The organism is Oceanobacillus sp. CFH 90083 (assembly GCF_009389585.1).
Classification (GTDB): domain Bacteria; phylum Bacillota; class Bacilli; order Bacillales; family Amphibacillaceae; genus Oceanobacillus.
The window spans coordinates 15,335-32,962 of record NZ_VIYG01000001.1; the positions used below are offsets into that span (position 1 = coordinate 15,335).

The 17,628-nt window shown below is 36.3% G+C and carries 20 protein-coding genes and 2 pseudogenes; 14 read left to right on the forward strand and 8 right to left on the reverse strand.

Annotation, left to right across the window (positions count from 1 at the left end):
• Nucleotides 1–283 precede the first annotated feature (283 nt).
• From FLK20_RS00080 to arsC, 5 genes are all read left to right on the forward strand, one after another.
• A complete protein-coding gene (locus tag FLK20_RS00080) occupies nucleotides 284–652 on the forward strand; it encodes an ArsR/SmtB family transcription factor (RefSeq protein WP_152654526.1) in 369 nt (122 codons plus the stop codon).
• Nucleotides 645–2,768: a heavy metal translocating P-type ATPase gene (locus tag FLK20_RS00085; protein WP_152654527.1), complete on the forward strand. Its 2,124-nt coding sequence runs from the start codon at nucleotides 645–647 to the stop codon at nucleotides 2,766–2,768. The genes FLK20_RS00080 and FLK20_RS00085 overlap by 8 nt, the downstream gene beginning before the upstream one ends.
• A gap of 321 nt (nucleotides 2,769–3,089) precedes the next feature.
• Nucleotides 3,090–3,434, forward strand: a complete 345-nt coding sequence (locus FLK20_RS00090; RefSeq protein WP_152654528.1) for an ArsR/SmtB family transcription factor — start codon at nucleotides 3,090–3,092, stop codon at nucleotides 3,432–3,434.
• Nucleotides 3,435–3,459: 25 nt separating this feature from the next.
• Nucleotides 3,460–4,749 carry an arsenic transporter gene (locus FLK20_RS00095; RefSeq protein WP_152654980.1) on the forward strand — a complete coding sequence of 430 codons (1,290 nt, stop codon included), beginning with the start codon at nucleotides 3,460–3,462 and terminating at the stop codon, nucleotides 4,747–4,749.
• 14 nt (nucleotides 4,750–4,763) lie between these two features.
• Nucleotides 4,764–5,183: an arsenate reductase (thioredoxin) gene (gene arsC / locus FLK20_RS00100; protein ID WP_152654529.1), complete on the forward strand. Its 420-nt coding sequence runs from the start codon at nucleotides 4,764–4,766 to the stop codon at nucleotides 5,181–5,183.
• 166 nt (nucleotides 5,184–5,349) lie between these two features.
• Here arsC and FLK20_RS00105 read toward each other — a convergent pair whose 3' ends face one another.
• The gene (locus FLK20_RS00105; protein ID WP_152654530.1) at nucleotides 5,350–6,141 is read right to left on the reverse strand and encodes an SDR family NAD(P)-dependent oxidoreductase; all 792 of its coding nucleotides are present in this window, start codon (nucleotides 6,139–6,141) and stop codon (nucleotides 5,350–5,352) included.
• 4 nt (nucleotides 6,142–6,145) lie between these two features.
• A complete protein-coding gene (locus FLK20_RS00110; RefSeq protein WP_152654531.1) occupies nucleotides 6,146–6,754 on the reverse strand; it encodes a TetR/AcrR family transcriptional regulator in 609 nt (202 codons plus the stop codon).
• Between the two features lie 282 nt (nucleotides 6,755–7,036).
• Here FLK20_RS00110 and FLK20_RS00115 point away from each other — a divergent pair, with 282 nt between their 5' ends.
• Nucleotides 7,037–7,435, forward strand: a complete 399-nt coding sequence (locus tag FLK20_RS00115) for a VOC family protein (RefSeq protein ID WP_152654532.1) — start codon at nucleotides 7,037–7,039, stop codon at nucleotides 7,433–7,435.
• A 373-nt stretch (nucleotides 7,436–7,808) separates the two neighbouring features.
• Here FLK20_RS00115 and FLK20_RS00120 read toward each other — a convergent pair.
• A pseudogene (locus tag FLK20_RS00120) lies at nucleotides 7,809–7,928 on the reverse strand (IS200/IS605 family transposase); the annotation flags it as partial.
• Between the two features lie 155 nt (nucleotides 7,929–8,083).
• Here FLK20_RS00120 and FLK20_RS00125 point away from each other — a divergent pair.
• The gene (locus tag FLK20_RS00125) at nucleotides 8,084–9,016 is read left to right on the forward strand and encodes a leucine-rich repeat domain-containing protein (RefSeq protein WP_194165483.1); all 933 of its coding nucleotides are present in this window, start codon (nucleotides 8,084–8,086) and stop codon (nucleotides 9,014–9,016) included.
• A gap of 40 nt (nucleotides 9,017–9,056) precedes the next feature.
• On the forward strand, nucleotides 9,057–9,362 hold the full coding sequence (locus tag FLK20_RS00130) for a hypothetical protein (protein WP_152654534.1): 306 nt from the start codon (nucleotides 9,057–9,059) through the stop codon (nucleotides 9,360–9,362).
• 812 nt (nucleotides 9,363–10,174) lie between these two features.
• On the opposite strand, the gene FLK20_RS00135 is transcribed toward FLK20_RS00130, so the two are convergent.
• Nucleotides 10,175–11,089 carry a LysR family transcriptional regulator gene (locus tag FLK20_RS00135; protein ID WP_152654535.1) on the reverse strand — a complete coding sequence of 305 codons (915 nt, stop codon included), beginning with the start codon at nucleotides 11,087–11,089 and terminating at the stop codon, nucleotides 10,175–10,177.
• A gap of 252 nt (nucleotides 11,090–11,341) precedes the next feature.
• On the opposite strand from FLK20_RS00135, the gene FLK20_RS00140 reads away from it, so the two are divergent.
• The 4 genes from FLK20_RS00140 to FLK20_RS00155 all read left to right on the forward strand — a co-directional run bounded on the left by FLK20_RS00140 (nucleotide 11,342) and on the right by FLK20_RS00155 (nucleotide 13,732).
• Nucleotides 11,342–12,268, forward strand: a complete 927-nt coding sequence (locus FLK20_RS00140; protein WP_152654536.1) for an NADP-dependent oxidoreductase — start codon at nucleotides 11,342–11,344, stop codon at nucleotides 12,266–12,268.
• A gap of 13 nt (nucleotides 12,269–12,281) precedes the next feature.
• A complete protein-coding gene (locus tag FLK20_RS00145; RefSeq protein ID WP_152654537.1) occupies nucleotides 12,282–12,620 on the forward strand; it encodes a VOC family protein in 339 nt (112 codons plus the stop codon).
• A 295-nt stretch (nucleotides 12,621–12,915) separates the two neighbouring features.
• Nucleotides 12,916–13,293 (forward strand): VOC family protein, encoded by a 378-nt coding sequence (locus tag FLK20_RS00150; RefSeq protein WP_152654538.1) that lies wholly within the window; start codon nucleotides 12,916–12,918, stop codon nucleotides 13,291–13,293.
• 136 nt (nucleotides 13,294–13,429) lie between these two features.
• Nucleotides 13,430–13,732 (forward strand): hypothetical protein, encoded by a 303-nt coding sequence (locus FLK20_RS00155; RefSeq protein ID WP_152654539.1) that lies wholly within the window; start codon nucleotides 13,430–13,432, stop codon nucleotides 13,730–13,732.
• Between the two features lie 505 nt (nucleotides 13,733–14,237).
• Here FLK20_RS00155 and FLK20_RS00160 read toward each other — a convergent pair.
• The 4 genes and pseudogenes from FLK20_RS00160 to hxlR all read right to left on the reverse strand — a co-directional run bounded on the left by FLK20_RS00160 (nucleotide 14,238) and on the right by hxlR (nucleotide 16,079).
• A complete protein-coding gene (locus FLK20_RS00160) occupies nucleotides 14,238–14,798 on the reverse strand; it encodes an alpha/beta hydrolase (protein ID WP_255473795.1) in 561 nt (186 codons plus the stop codon).
• Nucleotides 14,799–14,810: 12 nt separating this feature from the next.
• Nucleotides 14,811–14,900: pseudogene (locus tag FLK20_RS22195) on the reverse strand (hypothetical protein); the annotation flags it as partial.
• Complete coding sequence (locus tag FLK20_RS21785; RefSeq protein ID WP_227994803.1) at nucleotides 14,870–15,172, reverse strand: alpha/beta hydrolase; 303 nt, start codon at nucleotides 15,170–15,172, stop codon at nucleotides 14,870–14,872. The gene FLK20_RS21785 and the pseudogene FLK20_RS22195, both read right to left, overlap by 31 nt.
• Before the next feature lie 541 nt (nucleotides 15,173–15,713).
• Nucleotides 15,714–16,079, reverse strand: coding sequence for a transcriptional activator HxlR (gene hxlR, locus FLK20_RS00165; protein ID WP_152654540.1), 366 nt, complete (start codon nucleotides 16,077–16,079; stop codon nucleotides 15,714–15,716).
• A 207-nt stretch (nucleotides 16,080–16,286) separates the two neighbouring features.
• Here hxlR and hxlA point away from each other — a divergent pair, with 207 nt between their 5' ends.
• Complete coding sequence (hxlA, locus tag FLK20_RS00170; RefSeq protein WP_152654541.1) at nucleotides 16,287–16,919, forward strand: 3-hexulose-6-phosphate synthase; 633 nt, start codon at nucleotides 16,287–16,289, stop codon at nucleotides 16,917–16,919.
• A 7-nt stretch (nucleotides 16,920–16,926) separates the two neighbouring features.
• Nucleotides 16,927–17,484: a 6-phospho-3-hexuloisomerase gene (hxlB, locus tag FLK20_RS00175; protein ID WP_152654981.1), complete on the forward strand. Its 558-nt coding sequence runs from the start codon at nucleotides 16,927–16,929 to the stop codon at nucleotides 17,482–17,484.
• Nucleotides 17,485–17,628: the final 144 nt, after the last annotated feature.

The window sequence follows — 17,628 nt, forward strand, 5'->3', positions numbered from 1 at the left end:
AAAATAAGTGATAAGCTACACCAAAAGTTGTTTAAAGGGTTAAATGTACACCTGTCTTTAACAGCCAAATGAATTCTATCAAATAGAAAATCGACGGAGAAGACAGAATACATCATACTCATCTTTGCCAATATGATAATTTTGAAATTACAATTATTCAAATATATCCTTGAATGAAAATAGAAATTAAGGTATTATACAATCAAATACATCCTTGAATGAAAATAGAAATTAAGGTATTATACAATCAAATACATATTTGAATGAATGTGGAGTGATATAAATGGCAACGAAAGATACGTGTGAAATTTATTGCTATGACGAGGAAAAAGTCAATCGAATCCAGGCGGAATTACAAAAAGAAGATTTTTCGCTCGTTTCTCAGTTATTTAAAGTGCTCGCAGATGAAAATAGAGCAAAAATCTCCTACGCACTATGTGTAGACGAGGAATTATGTGTCTGTGACATCGCCAATATTATTGGTTCCTCTGTTGCAACAGCCTCCCACCATTTACGAACACTGCACAAACAAGAGGTTGTGAAGTATAGAAAAGAAGGGAAGCTTGCTTTTTATTCACTCGATAATGAACTCATTAAACAATTAATTTCGATGACATTAACTGATCAGAAAGAAGAGAAGGTAAATGTCTGAATCATTCATGAAGGAAGAAATGAAAGCCTACCGTGTGCAAGGGTTCAGTTGTGCAAGCTGTGCAAATATATTTGAAAATAATGTGAAGAGATTACAAGGGGTGGAGGATGCTAAAGTAAACTTTGGAGCATCCAAGGTTTATGTTAAAGGACAAACAAGCCTTGAGGAATTAGAAAAAGCAGGAGCCTTCGAAAATTTAAAGGTTCGGGATGAAAAAGAACAAAAAATAGAGCATAAGCCTTTTTGGAAACACAAAGAAAACATAAAGGCTTATATTGCTGTAATATTACTTGTGACTGGTTGGGTTTTAGGAAAACAATCAGGGGAAGGACATTTGCTTTCAACAATTGGATATGGTGCATCTATTTTAATCGGCGGTTATACGCTTTTTATCAAAGGTCTTAGAAACCTGAGCAGACTACAATTCGATATGAATACACTGATGACCATTGCAATTATCGGTGCAGCAATCATCGGCGAGTGGGTGGAAGGAGCAGCGGTTGTTATCCTTTTTGCGATTAGTGAAGCACTGGAGCGTTACTCCATGGATAAAGCCCGTCAATCCATTGAATCGTTAATGGATATTGCACCAAAAGAAGCACTGATTCGTCGGGAAAATGAAGAAATACGTATCCATGTAGAGGATATTCAAATTGGAGATATAATGATTGTAAAGCCAGGGCAGAAATTAGCAATGGATGGAACGGTTATCAAAGGGGCTTCCACATTAAATCAGGCTGCTATCACAGGTGAAAGTGTCCCTGTTACGAAAACAATCAATGATGAGGTATTTGCCGGGACATTAAATGAAGAGGGCTTACTGGAGGTTCGGGTAACCAGACGGGTGGAAGATACCACACTTTCAAAAATCATTCATCTTGTGGAAGAAGCTCAGGCAGAGCGTGCACCTTCTCAGGCATTCGTTGACAAATTCGCAAAATATTATACCCCGGCTATTGTGATGTTAGCTATGTTCATTGCGGTTATTCCACCAATATTTTTCAGTGAAGATTGGAGTACATGGATTTATCAGGGGTTAGCTGTTCTCGTAGTCGGCTGTCCCTGTGCTTTGGTTATTTCAACCCCAGTTGCTGTCGTTACTGCGATAGGGAACGCTGCCAAGAATGGTGTGTTAATAAAAGGCGGTGTTTATTTAGAAGAGATCGGAAAACTGAAAGCCATTGCTTTTGATAAAACAGGAACATTAACAAAAGGAATTCCGGCTGTCACTGATATTGTCACGTTTCTTGGAAACGAAGATGAATTAATCAGCCTTACAGCAGCAATGGAAAAAGGATCACAGCACCCTCTTGCTTCAGCTATTATCAAAAAGGCTGAAGAAAAAGGATTACCTTTCAATGATATATCTGTGGAGGCCTTTCAATCGATGACAGGAAAAGGTATCAAAGCAAGCGTAAATAACGAAATCTATTATGTAGGAAGTCCAAGCTTTTTTGAAGCGCTGCATCAGCAAATAAAAAGTGATCAGAAAGTAATAGTGGACGATTTACAAGCTGCAGGAAAAACGGTCATGGTCTTAGGAACAGCAACAGAAATCCTTGCTCTTATTGCCGTAGCGGATGAAATAAGGGAATCCTCTAAAGCAGTCATCAGCCAATTAAATCGTCATGGAATAGAAACCGTCATGCTGACAGGCGATAATCAACGAACAGCGAAAGCTATTGGACAGCAAATTGGTGTTACGAATGTTGAAGCGGATTTACTGCCAGCAGATAAGCTGGCGTTCATCAAAGAATTTCGAGGAACGCATCAACATGTAGCAATGGTTGGGGATGGTGTCAATGACGCTCCCGCACTGGCAGCTTCTACAGCAGGAGTGGCAATGGGTGGTGCAGGAACGGACACAGCATTAGAAACAGCGGATATCGCTCTGATGTCTGATGATCTAAATAAGCTGCCATACACCATTCAATTAAGCCGAAAAGCACTGACCATTATCAAACAAAATATTACCTTCTCGCTGGGAATAAAAGCTGTTGCATTATGGTTAGTTGTCCCCGGCTGGTTAACATTATGGATAGCAATATTTGCTGACATAGGAGCAACATTACTTGTAACGTTAAACAGTTTACGATTATTACGGATAAAAAAATGAGAAATTTCATGGAGCATGATGTCATAATCATTGAGGACAGACCGGTTTGGGGTTTGGCTATAGCTTTTTGTTAACATAGAAAATGTTCATTTCGTTACTCCTGATGGGAATAAACAAGCGACTATGTCTTAGCGAAAATATCGTGATTGGCATGGGATACAAGGGGAAGTATTAGTTACTTTCTCTTTTTTTGTACTTTACCGAAGCTTAGCAGAAATCGAAAGAATAGTAAGAAAAGCTGGAACTAAATTTTCCATTTGCATATATAAGCAAATAACTATATACTTATATTGATATTTGACTAAAAAGGGGAGGATTTACATGCAGCAAACAAAGATGGAAATAGAAAAAGCTGCTGTCATATTAAAATTACTCGGTGATAAAACCAGGCTGACTATGCTGAAGCTAATGGATGAACAAACTTGCTGTGTTTGTGAGTTCGTTCAAATATTTCAATCCAGCCAACCATCCATCAGCCAGCATTTACGCAAACTGAAAGATTTAGGATTAGTGAAGGAAGAAAGAAAGGGACAATGGATATTTTATTCGATTAATAATAAGAGTGAATATTATTCATTCATCAAACCGATTTTGGATCAATTACCGGATCAAGATGATAAATTAAAAGAACTGGAAGAAAAAGGTACACGCATTTCTTGTTGTTAGGTTTGGAGGTCTTATTTTGTCAGCAATGCTTATACTTGCAATTTTCATATTTGTATTAACCCTGGTTCTTGTCATTTGGCAGCCGAAGAATTTAAATATTGGCTGGTCTGCCATGGGAGGAGCTGTTATAGCTTTATTTGCAGGAGTAGTGGGGTTTAGTGATGTACTTGAAGTCATTGGCATCACGTGGAATGCCACATTATCATTTGTCGCCATCATCCTTATTTCATTAGTATTAGATGAAATTGGATTATTTGAATGGGCAGCATTACATATGGCAAGGATAGCAAAAGGGCATGGAATAAAAATGTTTATATATATCAGCATTTTAGGTGCGATTGTCGCAGCTTTATTTGCGAATGATGGTGCAGCATTAATTCTGACACCAATTGTACTTGCGATGGTACGCCATTTGAATTTCAAAGAAAAAATGATTTTTCCATTTATCATGGCGAGCGGGTTTATCGCTGATACAACATCACTGCCATTTATCGTTAGTAACTTAGTTAATATCGTTTCAGCCGATTTCTTTGGTATTGGATTCGTTGAATATGCGTCCAGAATGATTATTCCCAATTTATTTTCATTAGCTGCAACGATTTCGGTATTATTCATTTATTTTCGGAAAAATATACCTAAAAATTATGATGTGTCGAAACTAAAACATCCAGGTGAAGCGATTAAGGACCTGAAAATGTTTCATCTATCATGGTTTGTGCTCAGTTTATTAGTCATTGGCTACTTTATGAGCGAATTTATCAACGTACCGGTTTCTTTTATCGCTGGAATCATTGCGACTTGCTTTATCATCATGGCAAGGCGCAGTCCGGCTGTTAATACAAAAGCAGTTGTTAAAGGAGCACCATGGAATATTGTATTCTTCTCTATCGGCATGTATGTGGTGGTCTATGGGTTGGGAAATGCCGGACTGACATCTGCATTAGCAGGTATGATCCAAACAGTTGCTGATCAAGGGTTATTTGTTGCAACGGTTGGCATGGGATTCATTGCTGCTTTTCTATCATCCATTATGAATAATATGCCCACAGTGATGATAGATGCATTAGCCATTGCGGAAACAAACACATCTGGTGTGTTACGCGAGGCTCTTATTTATGCAAATGTCGTCGGCTCAGATTTAGGGCCCAAAATTACACCGATTGGTTCTTTGGCAACATTAGTATGGCTCTATGTATTATCACAAAAAGGCGTTAAGATTGCATGGGGAACGTATTTTAAAACAGGTATTATTTTAACCCTCCCCATCTTATTGATTACATTGGCAGGTCTATATCTGACACTGATTCTATTTTAAAAAGGAGAATGATGATGTCTAAAAAAACAATTTATTTCTTATGTACCGGAAACTCTTGTAGAAGCCAGATGGCTGAAGGCTGGGCGAAAAAATATCTTGGAGATACATGGACGGTTAAAAGTGCAGGCATTGAGGCGCATGGCTTAAATCCAAATGCAGTAAAAGCAATGCATGAAGCTGATATTGATATTTCTAACCAGACATCCGATATTATTGACCCGGAAATCTTAAACAATGCGGACTTTGTAGTAACTTTATGTGGGGATGCTGCAGATAAATGTCCAATGACACCGCCGCAAGTAAAACGCGATCATTGGGGATTTGATGACCCGGCCAAAGCTCAAGGAAATGAAGTTGAAAAATGGGCTGTATTTCAACGGGTTCGCGATGAAATAGGTGACAGAATCAAACGTTTTGCTGAATCTGGGGAGTAAAACAGCTTTTTAATCAACAAATCTAACTCTTTGCTTTTTCTTAAGCGTAATTGGCGTATTTCCTTCATTAACGCTGTGATGAATTGATTCGCTTTTATTATTAAAATAACGTCTGGAAAATCAACAATAAAAGGAGCAGTGTAATGCTGCTCCTTTTACTGTTGAATTAATAAATAGCAGGTATTAAACCACCATCCATTCGAACTGCTGTACCTTTCATAGCTCCGGAGTATGGGCTGCTTAAAAATGCTACCATTCGTCCTATCTCAAAAGGACGGATAAACCTTTCAATATATGAATCAGGTAAATTAGACAATACAAAGTCTTTTTCAATTTGTTCGAAAGATTTGGAGGTATCGTTCATATCTTTGAGTATATTTTCAACATTCTCTGATAATGTGGGCCCGGGCATAATAGTATTAATTGTCACTTCTTTGCCTTTGGTTAAAAGGGATAATGATTTAGATAAAGATAAAATCATTGATTTAGTCACAGCATACTGTGGCATATTTCCTGAAGGCATAACAGCTTCTTCGCTGGCAATAAAAATAATTCTGCCAAAATTTCTACTTTGCATTTTTTCTAAATAAAATCTGGACATATTATCAGCAACGAGGAAATTGGTATCGAAATATTTTTTCCAGACTTCATCAGTGATTTCTTCATAGTTCATCATTTCGTATACGCCTAAATTATTCACAAGAATATCTACATCAGGATGATTATTGCAGATATTTTCTCTATCATCCTTGTTCAATAGATTACCAAAAGCATTTTGAGGATTAGTTTCTGGATATTTTTGCTTTATGTCATGAACAACAATTTCTGCTTCCTCATTGCTTCTGCCGTTGACTAAAACATCCACACCTTCTTTTGCAAGTTCATAAGCTATCGCCTTTCCTATTCCTTTCGTTGACCCGGTAATAAGTGCTTTTTTATTTTTTAATTTTAAATCCATACTATTAGTCTCCTTTATTAGCCACATGTAATACATTTAAGTAAAAAGTAATCGTGTTACGTACAAAACTTTCTTTTGTATTTTTTTCAATTTCAACTAAACTAAAATAAATTTGAGGATCAAAAACGTGCATCAATTGATGGGATAAATAGTTATTAGGCAAAGAAGAGTTTACCTCTTTTTTTTCTTTTCCATTTTGTATGATTAGAGAAAAATTCTTTATGACCTTATCAATAATTGCATTTAATTCATCATGGTATTGTACATTAAATAATTGATGCATATAAAGAAAATGGTTCTTAGTAAAATCAAAAAAGTCACTATCAAATCCATAGGTGATTATTTTTTTGATTTTATCGCTTGTAAGATCTTCTTTTTTATCAATAAGTTCCACTTTGTCATTAAATTCTTCTAATTTAGGTATCAAAATATTAAAAAGTAATTCCTCCTTTGATTTAAAATGCAAATATAAAGTGCCCTTGGCAACATCAGATTCCTTCGCTATGTCATTCATAGTTACTTTATCGAAACCTTTTAATCTAAATAATGTCTCTGCATTATTTAGAATGGTAGTATTTCTATCATGAAATATTTTATCCATTCTTTGTGACATGAATAAACCTCCTTTATTTGACCATAAGTCAATTTTGACCTATGGTCATTTTAATGTATTTTTACCTATTAAGCAAGGAATATCAATATTAGTTAAATATCCACTATAAGATGCAGTGGAAATCATGCCAGAAAAAATCAAGAAGCCTTATTAAATTTGGAAAAGAAGATGAGAAAAGGGCTTTCCCTAAGAATTTGTTAAATAAAAGAAAGAAATTTGAGCAATCGAAAAGAAGCTTTTTTTGCCCGCTTATAGTAAACTAATGAAAAGGAGGCGTTTTTAATGAGTACAATGATTTTTGTTAACTTTCCAGTCAAAAATGTTGCTGATGCCACTGTTTTTTACGAGAAGCTAGGATTTACGAAGAACGATGACTTCTCTGATGCCCATGCAAGCTGTATGGTTTGGGACGAAAATTTTTATATTATGCTGTTAGAACATGCTTTTTATCAGCAATTCCTCAAAGATAAAAAGATTGCTGATACACAAAAAGAAAATGCTGCCTTAATCTGTTTTAGCATGGAGAGCGCAGAGGCGGTTAAAGAATTCGGGCGATTAGCGAAAGCAAATGGCGGCGATGCTTACCATGTCGACATGGGGATGCCGGAAGAACAAATGTATGGCTTAGAGGTATCTGATATTGATGGAAATATGTTAGAACCGATGTGGATGAAGCAATAAGTATGGAGTGAATATTATATTCTATTGGTGTGATATTTATCTCTTTATGAAGTCGAAAGATTTTCATTGGCTTTGAAAAAAGTGTGTGAAAGATGGAATTTAAAATTAACATAAAGAACCCATTTTGAGAATTGCTCAAAATGGGTTTTCATATGCATAAATTTTTAATTTGAAATTATTTTTCATGAAGCATACTCTTAAAGCTATGTCTGCTGGTCCCAAGAGAAGCAAGCACTGGCTAAACTTTCTTTACATCATCTGGTTTGAGCAGTCAATGAAGCGATTGATTTCAATAGACTGCTTGTTTCCTGATAGATTAGTTTGATATTCCATAAAGAGTGAGCTTCCTAAAATGATTTAATTGGTCTCCCATTTAGTCTTCTCTTAGCTGATTCCGAATATATTCTTGGATTTTCTTTTTATTTCTGCACACTGTATCTGCATATACATAGTACTCTCGACGCCAAAACTTTCGATTGCCGTATTTATATTTAGATTGACGTGCTAATCAAAAAAACGGAGCGTGATTCTATAGCTGGTTATCAATGAAGATAAATTTTCTCCCGGAAACCCTCAGAATGAATGGTATAATTAAGTATTGAAATCAGCAGCATGGATTCCTTAATTTACACATTTGGAGGTTATATTGTGTTGAAAAATTGTAAAAGAACTTCTTTCTCTTTGATTGCGGTGCTCCTTACTATTTTGATGATACCGATGCAAATCATTCACGCTGAAGAGAGCCATGAATTATCTGAAATTTATTTTGAAGATGATCGATTAGCACAAGAAATTGCTCACAACCTAAATCTTGAGGATCTTACAGGACAGACAATAACAGAGGCAGATATTGCCGGATTAACAAGTTTATATTTTGAGGGAGAATTAACATCATTGGAAGGACTGCAATATGCAGAAAATTTAGAAGAACTAAGATTGTTGGAAGCCGATATCGAGGATATAACATTGTTAGCCGGCTTAGAGAATTTAAAAATTTTAATTTTAAGTAATAATAACATCAGAGATATTACATCTTTGGCAAGACTGGAGAATTTACTATACCTAGAGCTGGATGGTAATGAAATCAATAACATTACGAGCTTGTCAGAGCTAAAGAACCTGGAAGAGCTTAGTTTAGCAAATAATCAAATTGCAGACATTACAGCATTAGAAGAACTAAGCAGCTTAAATTTTCTGGATTTAAATAATAATCTAATTACAGATATTACGAGTTTGTCGGGGCTGGAAAATTTGACGAGGCTGTATTTAAGTAACAATCAATTAACTGACATTACAGCATTGGAGGGATTAGAAAGCCTTGAACGTTTACATTTAGAAAATAATAAACTTTCAGATGTCGATGCATTTCAAGGTTTGCCATTGTCCGAATTGCATATCCGGTTAGCGGGTAATCCTATTAGTGATGAGGCTATCCAATATTTACAAACTCACGGTGCAGTAGTTTACGGTATAAACAATGACGGGGATAATGGGGAAAAACCAAATACAAATGTAATATTATTGATAGCTGTCATACTTCTATTAATAGGTGGCTTTATTGTATATCTGAAGCTGCGCTGAAAACAAGGAAAGAGATTACTACTCTGGAATTTACGAGGGTTTGGAAATCGAAGAAGCAATGATTGTTGGAAATCAAGCGATTGTTAACCATATCAATGACGAAGCAGAAGCGTCACAACAAGAGCGTGAAGATTTTGACCAGGTTCTTCAGTTAGCTGTACTTGATTTTCAGGTAGAAGCATTCAAGCTTGTGAATGAAACAGACCGGGTTATTTCTATTTTTCCATTGCTGGAGGAAATAGATGACACTACGAATACTGCTACAGATGATGATAACTCATCTGAAGATGCATCCAATACAGAAGATGAAGAAGAAAATACAGAATGGAAAAAAGACGCTACATGAATAGTGTTTGATTAGGCAGTGGAGATTATCGCATAAGTGATCAAAGCTGTCGGGATACACGGTATAAAAAATGTACCGAAATCAGAGCATCCTATTCCTTATAAAAGGAATAGGATGCTCGAAATTTGGTATAAATTGCATACCAGTCATTATGATATTTCACTATCAATTATATTCCTATAGGAGAATATACTAAATCAATTTATGATACTCAGAGAAAGGTATATATAATATTCGGATCATTATCTTCATAAACGTTCTAAAAAACTGAAATAAATTTGATAAGAGGAACCGTTGTGAAAATAACTAGAAATAATTGTTTGCCAGCATATATTCACATTTGCGAAGGTAGTGTTCCATGCGAGGAGACTACAATCTTCAGTAAAACAATTGTAAAAACAAAGAAAAAAGCTTGACTAAATAATTTCATGAATGAGCGTATGAAAATGAAGCGAAATAATTTGTTTAGATATTAATTATGTACACATAGTAAAAATAAAACATTAATTGTATCTTATTTTCCCGCGAAAGACAATAGAAGAGACAGATTTTACACCCTTTCTATTGTCATGAAATAAAGAGAAGATTTATCCCTTGGCTATATTGGATATATTTACCACTAGAAATATGATATTCCGCGAACATAGGAAGCAGGATGTTCTTTCGAAGGGGCGCTGAAGAAGATAGACGGTTCAAATAATGAACCATTTTCATTCGTCCTGTTCCTTATATAAGGAACAGGATGTATGAAAATGGTTTAAAATATGAACCAGCTATTAAAATACTTTTTGCATTCTTTTTATTGTTATCCATTAACGCAGCATCAAAGCCTTTCTAACTTCAATACCTGCCGCTGCTTCCTCTTTAAAATGATTAACGATAAATTCTCGAAATGCAATCGCCGCTTTTGATAAATAACGATTTTCCTGCCAGGCTATTCGAAAAATCCGCTCACCTGTTGGATCCTCGATCGGTATTTTTACTAAGTTCAGCTCTTCTCCGCTTTTACAGCCGCCAACAATAGCAATCCCAAATCCAGAACGCACTAAATCAGCGATACTTGCCGGTTCCTCCGTTTCACATACCATTTTTGGACGAAATCCAGCTTGCCGGCATAGTTCATCATTCATCATCCGTAAAGGTGAATTTTCTTTATAACCAACAAAAGGTTCCTCTGATACATCATTGAGATGAATCGATTCTCTGTCTGCATATTTATGTTCGTGTGGGACTGCAAGATAGAGCTTTTCGCGAATCAATGGAATTTCGCTATATCCTTCCAGTTGAATTGGCAGTGAAGTTAAATGAAAATCAATTTCCTGGGTTTTTTTCAGATTTTTGAAATCCTCAGTGGAAAATTGGTATATTTGTATATTAATGTCTTGATATTCAGATAAAAAGTTTTGTAATGGTTCTTTGACCTGCTCCATATTCATAAGTGCTAAATGGAGCCGACCTTGTTTTAAGCCTGATAAATCCTCTACTTCCCGGCGTCCTTCTTCAAGCAAATGAATTGCAGCTTTTGCTTTTGCTTCAAAAGCTTTTCCATATGGATTCAAACGAATTTGACGCGGTTTACGATCGAATAATGGAACCCCCAAGTCCTCTTCTAATCGCTGAATTGTTCTGCTTAAAGCAGGCTGAGCGATATGAAGTTCCTCGGCAGCACGGGTCATATGTTCTAATCTTGCCACCGTTAAAAAATATTTAAGTTGCAGCAGTTCCATCCACTTTCCCTCCTTAATCATTACATTGAGTATATGGAAGTATAGCAAAAGATGTATTTTTTATTATTTTTACATGATTATATAATGAATATTGTCAGAAGACAATGCCACTTAGATTAAGAAATGTTACACATGGGTGGGGAAAATATGAGTAAAGTTACGCAAAGTCACAGCAGCGATCGTCATAGCTTTTCAGTAGATCTTCATTCGAACAATGGTTTTTACAATATATCCTAAGGGGAGATGAGAAATATGAAAGCAGCAGCATTTCATTCACCAGGACCTCCTGATGTTTTGCAAATAATGGATTTCGAAAACCCCATTCCAAAAAATGGTCAAGTCCGGGTAAAGGTAAAAGCAGCCGGAGTACAGCCTATTGACTGCGCAATCCGCGGATATGGATTTACTCAACCTGGAGTGGAAATTCAATATCCTCAAATACTTGGAAATGAATTTTCTGGTGTGATTGACATGATTGGCGAGGAAGTAGAAGACTATTATATTGGCAGTGAAGTGATTGGCTGGTCACTTCTATCAAGCTATGCTGAATACGTGGTTGTCCCAACCTCTCAAATTGTTAGAAAACCTCAAATGATGCCATGGGAAGAAGCTGGGGTACTCACCGCTTCAGGACAAACGGCGCATACTGCATTAAGGGAGCTTGGAATTGGTAAAGGGGATACTGTCCTTATCCACGCAGCCGCAGGAGGAGTTGGCACATTTGCTGTTCAATTAGCCAAAGCATGGGGAGCAAATGTTATTGGTACTGCTAGTTTGCGGAACCATGACTATTTAAAATCATTAGGAGCTGCTCCGGTTTTATATGGAAAGGGACTTGTTGAACAAATTCGCAAAATTGCCCCGGGAGGAATTGATGCGGCCTTGGACGCAGCAGGTGAAGATGCACTGCGGGCTTCTGTAGAGCTTGTCCAGGACAAAAAAAGGATTGGTACCATTGTTTCTTTTGACCTTTCCGAATCTTTGGGAACTACTCCAATTCGAAGTCAGCGAAGTATATCCAGGCTGTCTGAGCTTACTCACTTGTACGAACAAGGTCGACTTCGTATCGTTATATCACAATCCTTCCCGCTGTACCAAGCTTCTGAAGCTCATAGAGTGGTAGAGGCTGGCCATGGCCACGGAAAAATTGTTCTTACATTGGATGAATCATTCGTATGAGGGAGTGTAAACTATGAAACTAAACCATATTAATCTTACGGTCACTGATGTTCATGAAACTCGGGCGTTCTTGGAGAAATATTTTAACCTTCAAACTAGAAGTATTCATAAGGATACATTTGCTATTCTGGTAGACGAGGACAGATTATTACTTGCTTTGACGAAAGGTAAGCAGGTGAGCTATCCTAATTCATTTCATATTGGTTTTGAGCAGGAGAGCGAAGAACAGGTAAATGAGATCAATCGACACCTGAAGAAAGATGGATTTGATGTGAAGCCCCCAAAAAGAGCTCATCGTTGGACATTCTATGTTAAAGCCCCGGGCGGGTTTTATATTGAGATTTTTAGTTGAATAAGACGAAACCAATTATTGATTAGATTGGAGCCAGTATAGTAAAAGTAGTTCAAAAAACAGGGAATCTCTAATTATACAAACAAAATTATTGATCAAAGCGAGTGCCTGAAGTCTATTCAGAAGAATATATTGCCTAAGATCTGCAGTTCAATTCATTTAATACGAAAAATAATGAAGGAGATGAGAAAACAGTGTAAAATTAAAATACAGAAGAAGTTATTGGAGTAATAGAGTGGGAACGGATGAAATCGTAAGCTTTAATTATAAAGTAAGATGAAAGGGGAGAGAGGTAATGGATTTTCGTCTGGAATTATTTGTTGAAAATCTGCAAAAATCGATATTATTCTATGAGGAAATCCTTGGCCTTACATTCACAAGAAAAAGTGAGGCTGGAGCAATCATTAAAAAGGGGAATTTCTCTTTATTGCTGACTGCAGATGATATTCTTGAAGAAAACCATTATTTTAGAAGTGGCGGAGGGCTTAAACCCAAAGGTAAGGGTGCGGAGATTATCTTGTTTTCTGATAATATCGAACAGTTATATCGGAATGTCCAGGAAAAAAATTATCCAGTGGAATCCCCACTTAAACGCCAGTCTTGGGGGATGACCGATTTTCGTATGATAGATCCGGATGGTTACTATTTAAGGATAACATCATATAAACAATAGTAGAAAGTAACTTTATAATGAATATCCCTGTAGATTTTAGTTTTTTCAATATTAATTTTGTGTTACGTTATAGGCAGAATAAGCTTTTAGTGGGGGGATTTTTATTTTTAAAAATTTGAAAGTGATTGTACTCATTTTGTTGTTTATGTTACTTGCTGCTTGCGGAAAGTTGAATCTTGATAGAAGCGTAAAGCTGTCGCCAGAAGATAAGGAAAATATTAGAAAAGAATATTCGAATAGAGATGTAACAATGAAGAATTTGGCAAAGAAATATGGAGTGTGTGCAAAAACAATTAAAAGTACTGTTGATTCTGAATACAATGAGAAAGCGAAAGAGATGTACAAAGAATATAATGAAAAGATGAAAGAGCTACATAGAGAATATATAAGAAAACGTAAGAATTTGTACAAAGAAAGGCATGAGGAAGCGAGGAGGTAATATAGAGAGCATATAAGAGAGTTGCTTTAAAAACATCCTTAGTAACGAAAGAGCCTTCAATGGTAATTGTTTCTTGACAGAATTTACACCTCGCTGCCTGAACTATCTGATGTTGTCGATTTTAAGGTTCAAATTTCATTGTTATGGTCCGGCCGCACAAATTATTAAAGCAGAAGAAATGAAAACGGACACTTTATTTGTAAATTTAGAAAAGATTTCTCTTATATCACCGGTATGAAGATATTGAGCAAAAAAATACCAGATCACTTATTATTAGAGTGATTTGGTATTTTGATTGCGGAATAGCTATTGTATTCCTGATTCAAATGCTCTAAGCCAATAAACTTAATATATTCCATGATAGGTTTAGTATACAGTAGTAATGGAAATTTAATCAGAGACATGCTGCTTATCATTGTAAATTATATAATAGAGTTTAGGTGATATCCTCAAGAGGAGGTGTAGAATTCCCCAAATTCACGACTAATCTTATGGAGATCAATTACTAATTCATATTTTTTGTGAAAAATTCTGTTATCTCATCAAACGGGATGATTTCTGCCTTATCATACAAGTCAGTATGAGATGCATCAGGAATAATCTTAAGTTCTTTATTATCACCTTTCAATTTCTTAAATGCATCCTGACTAAAATAACAAGAATGTGCTTTTTCACCATGAATCATAAAAACGGCATTACGAATTTCGTTGCTGTATTGTAAAATGGGCATATTCATAAATGATAATGATAAAGTAATATTCCACCCATCATTTGAATTTAATGATCTTTTGTGATACCCGCGATCTGTTTTATAGTAATCATAATAATCTTTTACGAATTGTGGTGCATCTTCTGGAAGTGGATCAACAACTCCCCCGGCTCTCGCGTAGTCTCCATTTTTAAAATCCACAATTCTTTGTGCATTTAAGCTTTTTCGCGCTTCATATCGAGCATCTTCATCCATCGCGTTAAAATATCCTTCTGCATTCACACGGGACATATCATACATTGTAGATGTGACTGTAGCTTTGATTCTTGTATCAATAGCTGCAGCGTTTAAAGCCATTCCACCCCAGCCACAGATTCCAATAATTCCAATTTTTTCAGGATCGACAATATCCTGAGTAGATAAGAAATCTACAGCTGCCTGGAAATCTTCTGTATTAATATCGGGAGATGCAACAGGTCGAAGGCAATAGTTAAAAATCCCCTTTCCGCCATTGTTTGAGCATATAGCCCTGATGATTGCTCTTTAACTGCCCCAAACGGTCCGGATACAGCAATTGCTGAAAGTTTCCCTTCCATGTTTTTTGGCTCATATAAATCAGCAACTAATGTTATGCCGTAACGGTTAGGAAAAGTTACCTTACGATGATTGACTTCATCACTTTTTGGAAAAACTTTATCCCACTCTTGAGTAATATTTAAATCTTTTTTCATTGTGTATCTCCTTTGGTCTATTTGACATTTATTTTTGAATACACTACTATAATAGCGCCTAAACCTGACTTCAGGGCAAGTACAAAGTTTAAAAAATTGGAGAGAGGCATATATTGCTGCCTTTTCAACTGCTCCTATGTTAAATATGGAACGAGTATATATTTTAAATCAATACAAAGGTCTGGGCGCTGGCTCAACATTTATGCAATATGTCGAGAACGTTGCTAAAGAAATGAAAAAAATTTTTTATGTTTAGAAGTTTTATCTGGTAATAAAAAAGCGATAAGTATTTATGAGAAAAAAGGGTTTCTCAATAATTAATCGTTTTCATCCACTTACATTGTCTAATTGACAAAAGTACGCCCTTTATTTGCAAATAGTTACATGGAGAGAACAGACTATAAAAAATAATACTGTCAAAATAAAATAAAAAGCCTTGAACGGATGTGAAAATTACCGTTCAAGGCTATACCATATATTTCTATTGATGGGCTGCCAGTAAACAAAACAGCTTGCTCATAGCCCGTGAAAAGGGAGCTGTTTAATTCATAACGGACTGATCCGCTGTTTCTTTTTCTAAAACATTCTCAATATAATCCTTGCCCCATTCATACATCGCATCTAAAATCGGTAAAAGCCTTTCGCCGTGCTCTGTAAGTGAATACTCAACTTTGGGCGGAACAACTGGATACACTTCACGATGGACAATTAAATGGTCTTCTAGCTCGCGTAATTGATTAACAAGCATTCTTTGGGTAATGCCGGGCATCAGCGCCTTTAGTTCACCAAAACGTTTTGTCCCTTCCTTGCCCAGATGCCACAAAATTAACATTTTCCACTTTCCGCCAATGACTGCAAGTGTTAATTCCTTTTCACAATTAAATGTTTTCTCTCCTAAATTTGGCATTTCCTTCACCTCCGCTTTATTTCATCCAATAGTATACTTTTTAGCACTATATGGGGTAAAAGTGCGTACTTCTCATTTTGGGATATACTCAGTATACTTGATGACATGCTGATGAGTAAATAGGGTTTCAAGCGGAAACATGCAAGCTTGACTTATAAAAATCGTTTAGCACAATAAAATCAAAAAACTTGAAAGGGAGCGAAGATAATGAAATTACAATTAGCGTTAGATCTTGTCGATATTCCGGGAGCAATTGAATTAGTAAAAGAGGTAGAAGAGTATGTCGATGTGGTAGAGATTGGAACCCCTGTCGTCATTAATGAAGGCCTAAAAGCAGTTAAAGAAGTAAAGGCAGCATTTCCTGACTTAACTGTATTAGCAGACTTGAAAATTATGGATGCGGCTGGCTACGAGGTAAGCCAAGCAGCTGCTGCAGGTGCTGACATCATCACAATTCTTGGTGCAGCAGAAGATGAGTCCATTAAAGGGGCTGTAGAAGAGGCGAAAAAGCAAGGCAAACAAATCCTTGTGGATATGATTGCTGTAAAAGATATCGCAGCCCGCGCAAAAGAGCTGGATGAACTTGGTGCTGATTATATCTGCGTTCATACAGGATATGATCTGCAAGCTGTAGGGCAAAATTCATTTGAGGATTTACACACAATTAAGGGCGTTGTAAAGAATGCGAAAACTGCTATTGCAGGCGGGATCAAATTAGAATCACTTGCTGAAGTCATTAAACATCAGCCGGATTTAGTTATCGTTGGTGGAGGAATTACAAGTAAAGAAGATAAAAAAGCCACTGCCAGCGAAATGAAAGAATTAATTAAACAAGGGTAATGTCATGATGAAGACAACCCAATATTTAGCCAAAATCGTTCAAGAACTAAGTCAAACAGCTGCGCTTATTTCTGATTCAGAAACAGAGAAATTAGTAGATCAGATTTTAGAATCCAAGAAAGTCTTTGTAGCTGGTGCTGGAAGATCCGGATTCATGGCAAAATCCTTTGTCATGCGAATGATGCATATGGGTATTGATGCGTATGCCGTTGGTGAAACCGTAACAGCTAACTTGGAGAAGGGTGATCTATTAGTTATCGGATCAGGATCAGGGGAAACAAAAACGTTAGGTGCCATTGCTGAAAAAGCGAAAAGCTTAGGAGGAGTAGTTGCAGCTGTAACCATTTCTCCTCAATCAACCATTGGCAAGCTGGCTGATATTACGATTGAATTACCAGGAGTAACGAAGGATCAGTCTGAAGGTAACTATAATACGATTCAGCCCATGGGCTCCCTTTTTGAACAATCGACGTTGTTATTTTACGATGCTTTAATCCTGCGTTGTATGGAGAAAAAAGGCTTAGATTCAAATAAGATGTATGGAAAACATGCTAATCTTGAATAGAGCACAGACAAATAAATCAGGATGAACAGGAAAAATAGCATTGTTAATGTAAGTTTTTACTCTATAAAATAAAACCATCACTACTACCTTGATTCAAGGAAGTAGTGATGGCACTTGAACATAGATATTTTACATACTTGTCTA